The 13,319-nt window shown below is 70.8% G+C and carries 12 protein-coding genes; 4 read left to right on the top strand and 8 right to left on the bottom strand.

Annotation, left to right across the window (positions count from 1 at the left end; all coding sequences use genetic code 11):
• Window positions 1-31: 31 nt before the first annotated feature.
• The 6 genes from QHF84_RS33470 to QHF84_RS33445 are packed head-to-tail and all read right to left on the bottom strand — an operon-like array spanning window position 32 to window position 7,075.
• Window positions 32-931, bottom strand: coding sequence for a protein-glutamate O-methyltransferase CheR (locus tag QHF84_RS33470; RefSeq protein ID WP_281317562.1), 900 nt, complete (start codon window positions 929-931; stop codon window positions 32-34).
• Window positions 931-3,135: a HEAT repeat domain-containing protein gene (locus QHF84_RS33465; protein WP_281317561.1), complete on the bottom strand. Its 2,205-nt coding sequence runs from the start codon at window positions 3,133-3,135 to the stop codon at window positions 931-933. Before QHF84_RS33465 ends, QHF84_RS33470 begins: the two co-directional genes overlap by 1 nt.
• A gap of 10 nt (window positions 3,136-3,145) precedes the next feature.
• Complete coding sequence (locus QHF84_RS33460; RefSeq protein ID WP_281317560.1) at window positions 3,146-3,640, bottom strand: chemotaxis protein CheW; 495 nt, start codon at window positions 3,638-3,640, stop codon at window positions 3,146-3,148.
• A gap of 30 nt (window positions 3,641-3,670) precedes the next feature.
• Entirely contained in the window at window positions 3,671-4,252 is a 582-nt protein-coding gene (locus QHF84_RS33455) for a chemotaxis protein CheW (protein WP_281317559.1), read from the bottom strand.
• Window positions 4,242-6,635 carry a chemotaxis protein CheA gene (locus QHF84_RS33450; RefSeq protein WP_281317558.1) on the bottom strand — a complete coding sequence of 798 codons (2,394 nt, stop codon included), beginning with the start codon at window positions 6,633-6,635 and terminating at the stop codon, window positions 4,242-4,244. Before QHF84_RS33450 ends, QHF84_RS33455 begins: the two co-directional genes overlap by 11 nt.
• Window positions 6,632-7,075 (bottom strand): response regulator, encoded by a 444-nt coding sequence (locus QHF84_RS33445; RefSeq protein WP_281317557.1) that lies wholly within the window; start codon window positions 7,073-7,075, stop codon window positions 6,632-6,634. Before QHF84_RS33445 ends, QHF84_RS33450 begins: the two co-directional genes overlap by 4 nt.
• A gap of 253 nt (window positions 7,076-7,328) precedes the next feature.
• Here QHF84_RS33445 and QHF84_RS33440 point away from each other — a divergent pair, with 253 nt between their 5' ends.
• The 4 genes from QHF84_RS33440 (at window position 7,329) to QHF84_RS33425 (ending at window position 10,631) form a co-directional block, all read left to right on the top strand.
• On the top strand, window positions 7,329-8,405 hold the full coding sequence (locus tag QHF84_RS33440; RefSeq protein ID WP_281317556.1) for a VWA domain-containing protein: 1,077 nt from the start codon (window positions 7,329-7,331) through the stop codon (window positions 8,403-8,405).
• Window positions 8,406-8,490: 85 nt separating this feature from the next.
• Complete coding sequence (locus QHF84_RS33435; RefSeq protein WP_281317555.1) at window positions 8,491-8,883, top strand: response regulator; 393 nt, start codon at window positions 8,491-8,493, stop codon at window positions 8,881-8,883.
• Window positions 8,884-8,923: 40 nt separating this feature from the next.
• A complete protein-coding gene (locus QHF84_RS33430) occupies window positions 8,924-10,219 on the top strand; it encodes a GAF domain-containing sensor histidine kinase (RefSeq protein ID WP_281317554.1) in 1,296 nt (431 codons plus the stop codon).
• A 58-nt stretch (window positions 10,220-10,277) separates the two neighbouring features.
• A complete protein-coding gene (locus QHF84_RS33425) occupies window positions 10,278-10,631 on the top strand; it encodes an Hpt domain-containing protein (RefSeq protein ID WP_281317553.1) in 354 nt (117 codons plus the stop codon).
• Here the strand turns inward: QHF84_RS33425 and QHF84_RS33420 are convergent.
• Both QHF84_RS33420 and rlmN read right to left on the bottom strand, forming a co-directional pair.
• Window positions 10,621-12,036: a protein kinase gene (locus tag QHF84_RS33420; RefSeq protein WP_281317552.1), complete on the bottom strand. Its 1,416-nt coding sequence runs from the start codon at window positions 12,034-12,036 to the stop codon at window positions 10,621-10,623. The two genes, QHF84_RS33425 and QHF84_RS33420, sit on opposite strands and share 11 nt — an antisense overlap.
• A 115-nt stretch (window positions 12,037-12,151) precedes the next feature.
• Window positions 12,152-13,303 (bottom strand): 23S rRNA (adenine(2503)-C(2))-methyltransferase RlmN, encoded by a 1,152-nt coding sequence (gene rlmN / locus QHF84_RS33415; protein ID WP_281317551.1) that lies wholly within the window; start codon window positions 13,301-13,303, stop codon window positions 12,152-12,154.
• Window positions 13,304-13,319 lie beyond the last annotated feature (16 nt).

Raw genomic sequence — 13,319 nt, 5'->3', positions numbered from 1 at the left:
TTCACCTCTGCTGCATCCCTTGCCGAAGTGCTCATGGCTTCCCCGATCCGTGCGTTCCGCCCTCCAAACCCGGCGCGAACCGCGAGGCCGTGATGGGCTTCCGATAGACGAGGTCGTCGCGCAAATGGACGAGCTCGAACGCGGTCGAGACGTTGAGGAGCGACTCCGAGTGGCCGAGGAGCAAGAACCCGCCCGGCAAGAGTCGATCATAAAACATGTCGATCACGCGGCGCCGTGAGGCGTCGTCGAAATAGATGAGAACGTTGCGACAGAAAATGATGTCGACCCGGCCCACGACCGACGCCCGGACCGGATCGAGCAGGTTCAAATGGCCGAAATGGCACCACGCCCGGAGATCGTCCTGCACGTGCATGCCGTCGGGCTTCTCGACGAAATACTTTCGTTTGAGCTCCACCGGGATCGCCCGGAACGAGGAGGAACCGTACACGCCGCGGCGCGCGTGCGCCACGCAGCGGCGCGAGATGTCGCTGCCGAAGATGCGGACGTCGCGGCGGCCGGACAACCCAGCCTCCTTGGCCGTGATGGCGATGGAGTAGACCTCCTCGCCCGTGGAGCAGCCCGCGCTCCAGATGGAGAGGCTCTCGCGCGAGAGCGGCGGGCGGCGGAGCATCGGGAAGAGCTCGGTGCGCAGCGCCGTGAGCTGGTAGTCCTCACGGTAGAAATAGGTCTCGTTGATCGTGACGAGGTCGAGCGCTTCGTCGAGCTCCGCCCGGCCCCGGTCCGGCGAGCGGAGGAGCTGGTAGTACTCGCCGAACGAGTGCAAGCCATGCACGCTGAGGCGCTCGCGCAGGCGTCGCTCGATGACGGGGCGCTGCTCGGGGCTCAGCGCGATGCCGCAATGCTGGTTGATGAGATCCCGCAAGAGGCGGAACTCGTCCGGCGCGAGGCGGATCTCATCCGGGAAGCGCATCACGACCCGAAGAAGCCCCTTTCCCCTCGCCACCGGATCGACGAGAGCGCGCCCTCGAGGGTGTCGCGGACGTCCCGATCGAGCTCGTGCGACGCGCGCTGCGCCAAACGCTCCCGCAAGCTCGCATTGTCGCTCGCCGCGATCGTCTCGGCCGCGAGGAGCCGGACGTCGGGCGAGGGATGGTCGAGGCAACGGAGGAGGACTTCACCCTCGGGGCCGCTCGTCTCGACCTTGAGCATCGCCGCCTTGACGACGGCCGCGTCCGGATGATCGAGCGCCGCGACGAGCGCGTCTTGCCTGCCGGCCGTGCCCCAGCGCAGCCGCCCGATGGCCTCAACCGCGGCGATCGCCACGGCAGCCTCGGCCTCGCGGGCGAGCGGCGCGAGGGCCTCGATGAGCGATGCCGCGGCGCGGCCCGCGGCCTCCGGCGGGATCGTGGAGAGGGCCTCGCCGAGCGCGCGGATCGCGGTGGCCACGAGCTCGGCATCCATGGAGCGGCCCGCGATGTCGAGGATGGTGCGGAGGCTCGGGGTCTCGTGCTGGTCGGGCGAGAGCTCGCGTCGTCGCGCGGCGGCGCCGAGGTAGCCGAGCGCGCGGGCCGCGGCGAGCTGGACCTCGCGTTCTTCGTCGGCGAGCGCGAGCGAGAGGACGTCGAGCGCGGAGTCGCCGCCGATCTCGGCGACGGCGCCGATCGCGGCGCGGCGCGTGCGTACGTCCTCGGCCGCGGCGGCGCGCGCGAGGAAGCCGAGGTCGCCGGGCGACGGGGGCGGGCTCGAAGCCCTGCGCGTGGCAGCGAGGGCGCCGAGGATGATCGCGGCGGCGAAGGCGCTTTCACCGGGGTCGCTCACGAGGGTGTCGCAGAGGGCGCGCGCGGCTTTTTCGTGGCGGGTCGCGAGCGAGGCGAGCGCGCCCTCGGCGGCGTGGGCGACGGAGCGGATCGGCGAGGCGACGAGGTGCGCAGCGAGGTTCAGGTCGTCCTCGGTGCCGAGCTTCGACAGGGCGAAGAGGGCGCTCGTGGCGACGCGGCGCTCGTCCTCGAGCGCGACCTTGCGCAGGGCCGCGAGGAGCGGGTACGGGCGAGCCGGCGCGCCCGGCGAGAGCGCGATGGCGGCGGCGACTTCGAGGAGGGCCGCCCGCACGTCTCCCGGCAGCCGGCTGTTGCTCGACGCGAACTCCACGACGAGCCCAGGCAGCGCCGCAGGTCCGAGCAACATCAGCGCGCGCTCGGCCTGCTCGGTGAACGTCTCCTCGGCGAGCGCGCGGACCGCCGCCTCGACCACGCCGGGCGCGCGCGCGACCGCAGCGAGGAGGAGCGCCATCGCGCGGTGGTGCGGCGGGTCGGTTCCTTCGGCCGTGGCGACACGGACGAGGCGCTCGCCAAGCTCGGGGCCCTCGGCCGCGAGGGCGTCGGTGACGGCCGGAAGGAGGGGTCCCTCGGCGAGGCGCGCGAGCGCGGCGATGGCCTGCATGAAGGTGCCGCCGCGCGCCTTGCGGAGCATGCGGGCGAGCGCCGGGGCCGCCGCGGGGCTCTCGGAGGCGGCGGCCGCCGAGAGGGCCGCCGAGCGCAAGGAAGGATGCTCGAGCAGCGGCGCGAGGCGCTCCCAGGGGATCACGGCGCCGAGGGCGTTGAGGCCTTCGAGCGCGGCGAGCCTGGCGAAGGGATCGGCGCTGTCGAGGCAGCGGAAGAGCAGGCGCTGGACCTCGACGGGCGCGATCGGACCGAGCTGCGCGATGGCCTCGACCGCGCCCTGGCGGACGTTCTCGTCGGGATCACGCAGCGAGCGCTCGAGGATGACGAGGGCATGCGGATCCCGCGTGTAGCCGAGGGCCTGGACGGCGAGCTTGCGGCCGTCGGCGTCGAGGCGCGCGAGCGCGGCTTCGAGGGGCGCGGTCGCGGCGCTGCCGCAGTTCGCGAGGACCTCGATCGCGGCGTTGCGCAGGCCGACGTTCTCGCAAGGCTCGAAGGCCTTCACCATGGCCGCGATGAGGCTCGGCGCCGGGATGAAGGCGCGCGCGGCGTACGTGGCCTCCTTGCGCACGCGCCAGTCGGTGTCGCCGAGCGCGCGGACGAGGAGCGGGAGCGCGTCGTAGAGCGGCAGCTCCGCGGCGAGGGAGGTGGCCTGGCGGCGCTCCTCGGCGTCCGAGGCGTCGAGGGCGGCTTCGATCAGCAGAGGCGAGACGGAGCGGCTCGAAGGGGGGTTCACGGCGCTCTCCTCAAAGGTCGTCCATCGGCGGCAGGACATCGGCGATGTCGTCGACGATCTCCGTGAACCGCTTCGTATCGAGCACGAAGACGAGCAGCCCGTTGTGGTTCGTCACGCCCGAGATGCCGCGCAGATCGCGGCCGCCGCCGACGGGAGGCGTCGGGCGGATCTCGTCGGCGCCGGTGCCGAAGACCTCGGAGACGGCGTCGACGATGAGGCCGACCATGCGCACGCCGGCGTCGACGAGGATCCACTTCGTCGAGCGGGTCGGCGCCGTCGGCGGCAAACCGAAGCGCACGCGCAGATCGAGGACGGGCACGACGTCGCCGCGGTGATCGGCCACGCCGGAGACCTCGGGCGGCGTGTGCGGGAGCGGCGTGACCGGCAAGGGGTTCACGATCTCGCGCACCTGGCCGATCCCGATCGCATAGTGCACGTCGCCCACGACGAAGCCGACGAGGCTCTTCTGGGGATCGGCGCGGTGTCTCTGGCCATAGTCGGGCATCTGGGTTCGTCTCTCCCGAACGGCGATCCGTCAGGACGAAAGCACCACCTTCAAATCGAGCAGGATGATCACGGACGCGTTCTGCCGAACGACGCCCACGCTCTTCAAGGCGACCCCCTTCCCCTCCTGCGGCGTCGCCTGCGCCTGCGCCGGCCGCGCGATGCCGGCGATGTAGCTCGCGACCTCGCCGCCGAGCGCCGTCGCCGTGTGCTCGATCTCGCTGTCGGCGAGGCGATAGACCTGCAAGACCTCGTCGACGTAGAGGCCGAGCAGCTCCACGCCCATCGGATCGACGAGCAGGATGCGCGCCTTGCTCGTGACGGGCCCCTCGGAGAGGCGGAGGCGGCGGCGCAGATCGATCACCGTGACGAGCTGCCCGCGCACGCTGATGATGCCCATGATCGACGAGGGCGCGCGCGGCACGGGCGTGAGCGGGTGCAGCTTCAGGATCTCGCGGATGATCGAGACCGGCGCGGCGTAGACGTCGCCCGCGAGGCGGAACGCGAGGTACTCGGTGATGGGGCCACGATCGCGCTGCGCCTTCTTGCGCTTGCCGCCCGCGGCGACGGGGGCCACCGCGGAGGTGGCGCGGCGGGCCAGGTTAGAAGCCATGGGTCCCTCCGTGCATGCGGGCACGATCCGCGTGCGCGAACATCTCCTCGACGAGCGCAGGCGCATCGAGCACGAGCGCGATGCGCTGGTCGGCGAGCTGCGTGGCGCCCGCGAAGCCCGCGACGTTCTTGAGGCTCGGGCCGAGCCCCTTGATGACGACGTCCTGCTCACCCACGAGCGAGTCGACGACGAGTCCCAGGCGGCGCGTGCCGACCGCGGTGACGACGATGAACCGCCGCTTCTGCCGCGGCGCGAGCGCGGTGCGCGCGGAGGGCGAGGAGCTGCCCGCGGGGCGGTACGGGAAGGCCGCGGCCGCGTAGTCCTGGCGGATGCTCTCGCTCCGCAGCGAGCTGCGCGGCGGGACCCCGGCGGCGTGGCTCATCGGCGGCATATCCATGCCCCCGCCGAAGGGGCCGGTGCCGCTCGAATCCGGCGTGTCCGCGAGGCCGAAGAGGCGCGCGAGGTAGCAGAGTTGGAGCGTGCTGCCGCGCAAGGTGACGGCCTCTCGGCCGTCGATCACGCGCACGGCCTCGGCGTCGAGCCACACGGCCTCCTGCACGTTCGCGAGCGGGATGGCGAACTGCTGGTCGCTCACCTTCACGATGAGCGCGCTGATGATCGCCAGCGTGATCGGCAAGGTGACCGTGAACTTCGTGCCGATGCCCGGCTCGCTCTGGACGTCGATCACGCCGCCGAGCTTCGAGATGTTCGTCTTGACGACGTCCATGCCGACGCCGCGGCCGCTGATCTCGCTGACGGCGCTCTTCGTCGAGAGGCCGGGGACGAAGATGAGGTTCAGGACCTCGCGGCGGCTCATCGTGCGCGCCTCGTCCGCCTGCACGACGCCCATCCGGATCGCCTTTTCGAGCAGGCGCTCCGTGTCGATGCCCTTGCCGTCGTCCTCGATCTCGATGACGACGTGGTTGCCCTTCTGGAACGCGTTCAGCGCGATCGTGCCGACGGCGGGCTTGTTCACCGCCTCGCGCATCTCGCGCTCCTCGATGCCGTGATCGATCGCGTTCCGCATCATGTGCATGAGCGGATCGCTGAGCTCCTCGACGATGAGCTTGTCGACCTCGGTCTCGGCGCCCGTGATGACGAGGTTCACCTGCTTGCCAGCCTCGCGGCTGATCTGCCGGGCCACGCGCGCGAGCTTGTCGAAGACCTGCCCGAGCGGGACCATGCGGACCTCGAGGATCCCGCGGCGGAGGCTGATGACGTTGCGCTCGAAGTCGCGCTGGAGCCGGTGCAGGTTGATCCGGAGCTCGCGGTTCGTGTGCGCGTCGCGCATCTTTTCGAGCAAGCGCTCGAGCTCCGTGCGCACGATCGACAGCTCGCCGACGATGTTCATCAGGACGTCGAGCTTCTGGATGTCGACGCGCACCGTCTGCGCGACGCTCTTGATCGTGCCGAGCTCCTGCGCCTTCGGCGGGATGCTCGCGCCCGCGTCGAGGCGCGGCGCCGGGAAAGGGTGCGGCGCCGTCATGTCGAGCGGCGCGGTCCCGAGCGGCGGCATCGCGCTCGGCGCGCCGCTCGGCGCGACCGGCGGCGGCGAAGGCGTGGGCGTGGGGATGTGATGCGCGGGCGCGGGCGCGGAGACGGCCGGCGCGGGCGCGGGCATGGGCGCGGGCGCGGGCCCTCCGCCCTGCCGCGGCAGCTCCTCGACCTCCACGCCGAGGTGGTTCAGCGCGCTCCGCAGCGTGGCTGCCGAGGCGCGCGAGCCCATCAGGATCTCCAGCGTGATCGAGTCGATGTCGGTGTCGTCGCTGGCGGGCAGGTACGTGATGATGTCGCCGTGCGGCTTCGCGGTCGCCTTGAGCTCGTCGAGCCCTTGATCGATCGTCGCGAGCTGGAAGCGCACGCGCAGCCGGTAGAGCGTGTTGCCCTGCGCGATGTTCGTCTTGAGCTTGTGCTCCTCGAACTCGGTGAGCACCGCGAGCAGGTTCGGGTCGATGATGTGCCCGCCGCCGCCCGTCGCGCCGCCCGCGCCCGCCCCGCGATCGAGCTGCGCGAGGAGCTTCTCGAGCTCCGGCATCGGCTGGTCGCGGCCCTCTTTTTCGGCCTGGAGCAGCTTGCCGTAGAGCTGCACCGAGGCGAAGAGCAGGTCGAGCACGGGGGCCGTGACGTCGACCTTGCCGAGGCGCAGGTCGTCGAGCAGCTCCTCGAGCTTGTGCGAGAGGCTCGACATCCGCGTCGCGCCGAAGAGGCCCGCGAGGCCCTTCAGCGTGTGCACGGCGCGGAAGACGTCGTTGATCAGATCCGGGTCGACGTGGCCGGACTTCTGCGCCTCGTCGAGCGCGAGCAGATCTCGCCCGAGCCCTTCGACGATCTCCTGCGCCTCGGAGAAGAACTCCTCGCGCGCGCGTTCGCTTTCGCTCGTCAACGCGACCCCTCGCTGCTCTCGGCCGGAAGGGAGCTCCGCGCTTGCAGGATCGTCGTGATGGCGCGCTGCAGCGCCTCCACCGTGAAGGGCTTCGCGAGGAACGCGTCGGCGCCGAGCGCGAGGCCGCGCGCCCGGTCCTTCTCGGAGGACTGCGTCGAGATGATGATCGTGGCCACCTTCCGGTGCCGCTCGCTGTCGCGCATGAACCGCAGGAGCTCGAGCCCGTTGATGTCCGGCATGTTGATGTCGGTGATCACGAGGTCGTAGTGCCCGCGCGGCAGCAGGCGGAGCGCGTCGAACCCGCTGGCAGCCTCGACGACCTCCACCTCGCCGTGCGTGTCGTCCGGGCTCGCTGCGAAGAGCCCCGGCGCATCCTCGAGCGCCGCGCGGATGAACGCCCGGAACGCAGAGGAGTCCTCGACGACCAGGATACGAGCCATGCCGTGAGGTTAGCGGAAACGCCGCGCGATCAGGAGGTTTTTGGGTGAGCTCCGAAGGCCCTGGGGGGCCGCCCCGTGACCTCTGCCGGGCCGACGCTGATTTCTTGCCCGGAAATGTGCCCTCGCGGGGGGAACGCCGGGGCGACGGCAGGCCGATCTCGTGCCTCGGTGGCTCGGGGTGGGGCCGTGGTCACGGCCGAGCCCACGCGCCGCGAATTGACACGCCCGCGGAGGTGCTGCCCTAATGCGTTCCGTGAACGACAGAAACAAGGCCGCGCTTCGCGCGGGTACCTCTTCCCACGCCTGGGTGACGCTCTTCTCGCTGCTCGCGTTCCTCCTCGCAGGCTGCGGGGGCGGCTTGAACGTCCGGCTCATCAACTCGGCGCAGAAGAAGCCCAACAACGTCTGGGTCTTCTTCACGGTCGACGCGGGCAAGGACAAGCCCGTCGGAGGCCTGGCCGCCGAGGACTTCAAGATCTACGAGGACGGCGAGCTCGTCTCGGCCTTCGAGAGCAAGCAGACGATCCAGAACCCGGAGGTCGCGGCGGTCATGTACACGATGCTGCTCGTGGACATGAGCGGCAGCGTGACCGAGTCCGGGCAGGCGGACGCGCTCGTCGACGCTGCCAAGGCCTTCGCCGAGCGCGTCGGCAAGACGCAGAAGGTCGGCGTGTACGCCTTCGACGGCTCGGAGAAGATCCACTCCGTCGTGCCCTTCACCGAGGCGCAAGGCTCGGTCGAGGGTGGCCTCGAGGGGCTCCGCAAGTACAAGCCGAAGGATCCGTCGACGAACCTGCACGGCGCCGTCGTCGAGGGCCTCGCGACGCTCAAGAAGGAGCTCGACAAAGACAGGCGCCCGCTCAAGTTCGGCTCGCTCGTCGTCTTCTCGGACGGCACGGATCGCGCCGCGCGCGTGACCCGCGACCAGATGAAGGACGAGATGGGCAAGGACGAGTATGAGAACTACCAGATCTACGCGATCGGCGTCGGCGCCGAGATCGGCAAGGCGAAGCTCGACGAGATCGGGCGCGACGGGACCGAGCTCGCGACGGATCAGGCGAAGGTCAAGGAGGCCTTCGACAAGATGGCCGCGCGCATCGAGGCGCACATGAAGCGCTTCTACCTGCTCTCGTACTGCACGCCGGCCCGCAAGGGTGAGCACGAGGTCACGATCGAGGCGATCAGCAAGAAGGATCCCGAGGGCTCCGGCGAGGTCGAGTACAAGTTCAACGCCGACGGCTTCGGGCCTCCGCCCGACTGCGATCCGAAGGCGCCTCCGGCCTTCGACCTGAAGGAACCGGCGGCGAAGCCCGCCGAGGCCGCCAAGTAGTACGCCGCCGAAACATCGAATTCTGCAAGGCCCGCGCGCATCGGCGTATGCTCGCGGGCCTCGTTCATTTCGAGGGGAGCCGCGCATGGGCGTTTCGAAGGTGCTGCTGGTCGACGACGAGCCGCACATCCGGCGAATTGGGGAGCTGAGCCTGAAGGGCGTCGGCAAGTGGAAGGTGGTGCTCGCGTCCTCCGGGCACGAAGCGCTCGAGATCGCGGCGCGTGAAACACCCGACGTGATCCTGCTCGACGTGATGATGCCCGGCATGGACGGCCAGGAGACGCTGCTCGAGCTCCGTGCGCGCGAGGCCACGGCCGCGATTCCGATCATCTTCATGACCGCGAAGGTGCAGAAGCACGAGGTCGATCGCTACCGCGAGCTCGGCGCCGCGGGCGTCATCCCGAAGCCCTTCGATCCGATGGCCCTCCCTGGGCAGATCCGCGACATCCTGGCCACGTACGCAGGCCCACGGCCTTGATCGTGGCCCACCGCGTGCAAGGGACAGGGGAGGAACGGACATGAAAGCAGCCTCCGCCCCAAGCGACGAGATCGAGCGCCTCGCGGCCCTGAGCGAAGCGGCGATCCTCGACACGCCCCCCGAGCCGGCCTTCGACGAGCTCACGCGCCTCGCGGCCTCGATTTGCCGCACGCCCATCGCGCTGGTCTCGCTCGTCGATCGTGAGCGTCAGTGGTTCAAGTCGAAGGTGGGGCTCGGCGCGAGCGAGACGCCGCGCGAGGTGGCGTTCTGCGCGCACGCGATCCTCGGAGACGAGCTCTTCCTCGTCCCCGACGCGTACGACGACGAGCGGTTCGCGGACAACCCGCTCGTGACCGGCCCGCCGAACGTGCGGTTTTACGCGGGCGCGCCGCTCGCGACCGCGGACGGCCACAACGTCGGAACGCTCTGCGTCATCGACCACGGCCCGCGCCAGCTCGACGAGGAGCAACGAAGCGCGCTGTCGTCGCTCGCGCGTCAGGTGGCCGCGCAGATCGATCTGCGCCGCGCGAACGGGCGGCTCGCGAAGCTGAACGGCGAGCTCGTGGCGCGGGCGCGCGAGGCGCAGGCGGTGATCGAACAACGCAAGGCGATCGAGCGCATCAAGGACGAGTTCATCTCGACGGTCTCGCACGAGCTTCGGACGCCACTCACCTCGATCCGCGGCGCGCTCGGCCTGCTCGAAGGCGGGGTGCTCGGCGCCCTGCCGGACGAGGCGATGGAGGTCGTGCACATCGCCCGCACGAACACCGACAGGCTCATGCGGCTCATCAACGACATCCTCGACCTGGAGAAGATCGAAGCGGGCAAGCTCGAGCTGTCTCCAAAACACATCGATGTGCGGCGGCTCGTCTCCAGCCTGGTGGAGAGCCTTTCGCCCGTGGCCGCCGAGGCGAAGGTCGAGCTCTGGGCGGAGGTGCGGGGAGAGCTCGACCTCGTGGCGGATGAGGACCGGATCGCTCAGGTGCTCACGAACCTGATGTCGAATGCCCTCAAGTTCTCGCCGCCCGAGGCGCGGGTCGAGCTCTTCGCGGAGGCGACGGCGACCGGCCGCGTGCGCTTCGGCGTGCGCGACCGCGGGCCCGGGATCGCGGAGGCGGACGTCGCGCGGCTCTTCAACCGGTTCGAGCAGCTCGGCGGGAGCGGCTCGCGCAAGATGGGCGGCACGGGGCTCGGGCTCGCGATCTCGAAGGCGATCGTCGAGCAACACGGCGGCACGATCGGCGTCACGTCGAGGCTCGGGCAAGGCAGCACGTTCTGGTTCGAGGTGCCGCATCGGGACGCGCGAGCGAGCGTCGCGGCGCCGAGCGAAATGTAGAATCGGGTCGAAATCTCGGCGCCCGCCTCGCCGGCTCCGCCTATGATCGACGCACCCGATGGCGCATACGAAGGACGACGAGATCCGAGCGGCGCTCCTGGAATTACGCAGGGAATATCTGGCGGAGTTGCCGGGGCTCCTCGCGCAGCTCGCCGAGGTCGTGTCCGCGGCGAAGCAGGGGACCGCGAAGGACGCGATCCGCGCGGCGGTGTCGAGGGCGCACGCGTTGCGCGGGACCGCGGGATCGTATCGGTTTCAGGACATCAGCGACGCCGCCGGCCTCATCGAGGACGGGCTGCTCGGCATCCAGGGCGGCTGGCTCCCCGCGGAGCAAGCGTGGCCCGAGATCGAGCGCGCACTCGCGAGCGCCCGCGCGGCCTGTGATCGCGCGATCGCCGGGCTCACGGCGTAGACGCCGCGCCCCAGCCGGCCCGCTCGACGATGCCGTCGATCGTGTCGACGAGGCGGCGCAGATCGATCGGCTTCGCCACGAACTCGCGCACGCCGAGGACGGCGAACTTCCAGCGCTCCTGCGGGCCGACGCGGCCGCTCAAGACGACGACACGCGCGTGATCGCCGCGCGGCAAGGCGCGCAGGTGCGAGAGCGTGTCCACGCCGTCGAGGTCGGGCATGTCGAGGTCGAGCAACACGAGATCGGGCGGCTCGTCGCGCGCGGCTTCGAGCGCGTCCTGGCCCGAGCGCGCGACGCGGATGCGCACCGCTCGGCCCTTCAAGGCGAGCTCGGCGGCCTTGGCGGCGAACTTGGCGAACGCGGGATCGTCGTCGACCGCGAGGACGCGGATCGGCCGTAGGATGCTCTCGCCGGGCATCCTGGTGCTCGGCGGCGGCGGCTGGATCGACGGCGTCGCGGCGGCCCTGGGGGAGCCTGCGCGGACGAGGTCACGCGCGAACGTCACGCAGCTCGGATACCGATCGACGGGGTTTTTCGCGAGCACGCGCGAGAGCACCGGATCGAAGGGCGCGAGCTCGGGGCGCACCGACGAGGCGAGGGGGATGGGCGCGCTCTGATGGGCCCCGAGCAGCCGCACGATGTTGCGCTCGAGGTAGGGCGTGCGCCCCGTCAGAAGCTCGAACGCCACGCATCCGAGCGCGTAGATGTCGCTCCACGGGCCCACCGTGATCCCGTTCGCGCCGAGCCCGGCTTGCTCGGGCGCCATGTAGATCGGCGTGCCCTCGATCGTCTCGGGATCCGGATCCGACGACTGCTGCGCGAGCCCGAAATCGATGAGCACGGGCCTGCCGGTGTCCTCCTCGATGACGATGTTGCCGGGCTTCACGTCGCGATGGACGATTCCGCGCGCGTGCGCGGCGTCGAGCCCGTCGGCGATGCGGCTCAGGATGGTGATCGCGCGGTGCTGCGGCAGGACGCTCTTGCGCTGCCGGTAGTCGTCGAGGATCGCCTCGAGCGAGCGGCCCTCGACGTACTCCATCGCGAAGAAGTACGAGCGGCCGTGGCGGCCGAACGCATACACCTGCACGACGTGTTGATCCCGGAGCGTCGCGAGCGCCTTCGCTTCCTGCTGGAGCCTCTGCTCCGCGAGCGCGTCGTCCCACGTCGGCACGATGAGCTTCAGCGCCACTGCGCGGTCGAGCCACATGTCACGCGCGCGGTAGACGATCCCCATGCCGCCGCGGCCGAGCTCCCGTTCGACGCGGTACGCGCCGGCCACCACCATGCCCGGCTCGGGCGTGATCGAGGGACGCGAGGGCGCGTCGATCACGTTGCCGAACTCGTCGAGCGACGACGTATCCACGTAGGCTTCGCCGGATCTGTCAGGCGACGAAGGTGTGCTCATGAAGCGCTGCCCGCCCCGGCGCGAAAATGTGCCGGCCCATTTCTCTTGTAGGCCGCCTGCTCGGGCGTCGCGAGTGAAAAAACTCGTGCGCACATGCGCCTGTGATGCGGATTTCTCAGGCGCCTTCGGTCACGCCGCTTCGTTCGCGCTCGGCGCGCCGCGCGCCCGCGAGCTGGCCACAAGCGCCGCCGACGTCGCGGCCGCGCGGCCTGCGGACGAGCGTCGTCACGCCGTGCGACGAGAGCCGCGCGACGAAGGCGTCGAGCCGCTCGGGCGCGGGTGGCCGGAGCGCCGGATCGGGGCCCGGATTGCACGGGATCACGTTCACGCGGCAGCGAATCCCGCGGACGTAGGCGGCGAGCAGATCGGCGTCCTCGGGCGCGTCGTTCCAGCGGTCGAAGAGCACGTACTCGAAGAGCACACGGCGCCCGTGCGGGAGCGCGGCGAGGATGGCGTCGCGCAGCGCCGCGAGCGGGAAGCGCGCGTTGATCGGCATGATCGCGCGGCGGCGCTCGTCGTCCGGCGCGTTGAGGCTCACGGCGAGCTCGGCGCGCGTGCCGGCGAAGAACGCGGGCAGTTTGTCGGCGACGCCGACCGTGCTCACGGTGACGCGCGAGGGCGCGAAGGCGAAGGCGCGATCGTCCGTGAGCAAGCGGAGCGCGCGCAGCACCTCGGGCAGGTTGTCGAAGGGCTCGCCCATGCCCATGAACACGAGGTTCGAGAGCGGCGGCGCGCCGCTGGCCTCGTTCCAGAGCGCGCGGGCGAGCCGAACTTGATCGATGATCTCGCCCGCGGCGAGCTGACGTTCGAGCCCGAGACGGCCGGTCTCGCAGAACGCGCAGGCCCGCGCGCAGCCGACCTGGCTCGAGATGCAGAGCGTCGTACGGCCGGGGCCGGGGATGAGGACCGACTCGACGAGGGCGCCGTCCCGGGCGCGAAAGAGCAGCCGGATCGTGCCGTCCTCGGCCGGCGCGCGCTCGTGCAACGCGAGCGCGGGCGCGGGATCGAGCGCGGCGAGCGCCTCGTGGGCCCAGGCGCCGATGCCGAGGCCGGCGAAGACCTCGGGGCCCCAGGGCACCACCGAAAGGTCGCGGAAGAACGCGTGCCGGACGATCCGGGCCGCGGCCGAGCGCGCGGCCGAGGGCGCTCCGCCGTTGGCGACCAGGCGCTCGGCGAGCGAGCCTGCGTCGTATGACGCGAGGAGCGCGTCGCCGCGGGCGGCGCGCGAGACCAGCGGGATCCCCCCGCGCTTGTCGAGAACGTCCACGGCCCTTCTGTTACTA

Source organism: Polyangium sp. y55x31 (assembly GCF_029946505.1).
GTDB lineage: Bacteria > Myxococcota_A > Polyangia > Polyangiales > Polyangiaceae > Polyangium.
This window is presented reverse-complemented; position numbering and strand designations above follow the sequence as displayed.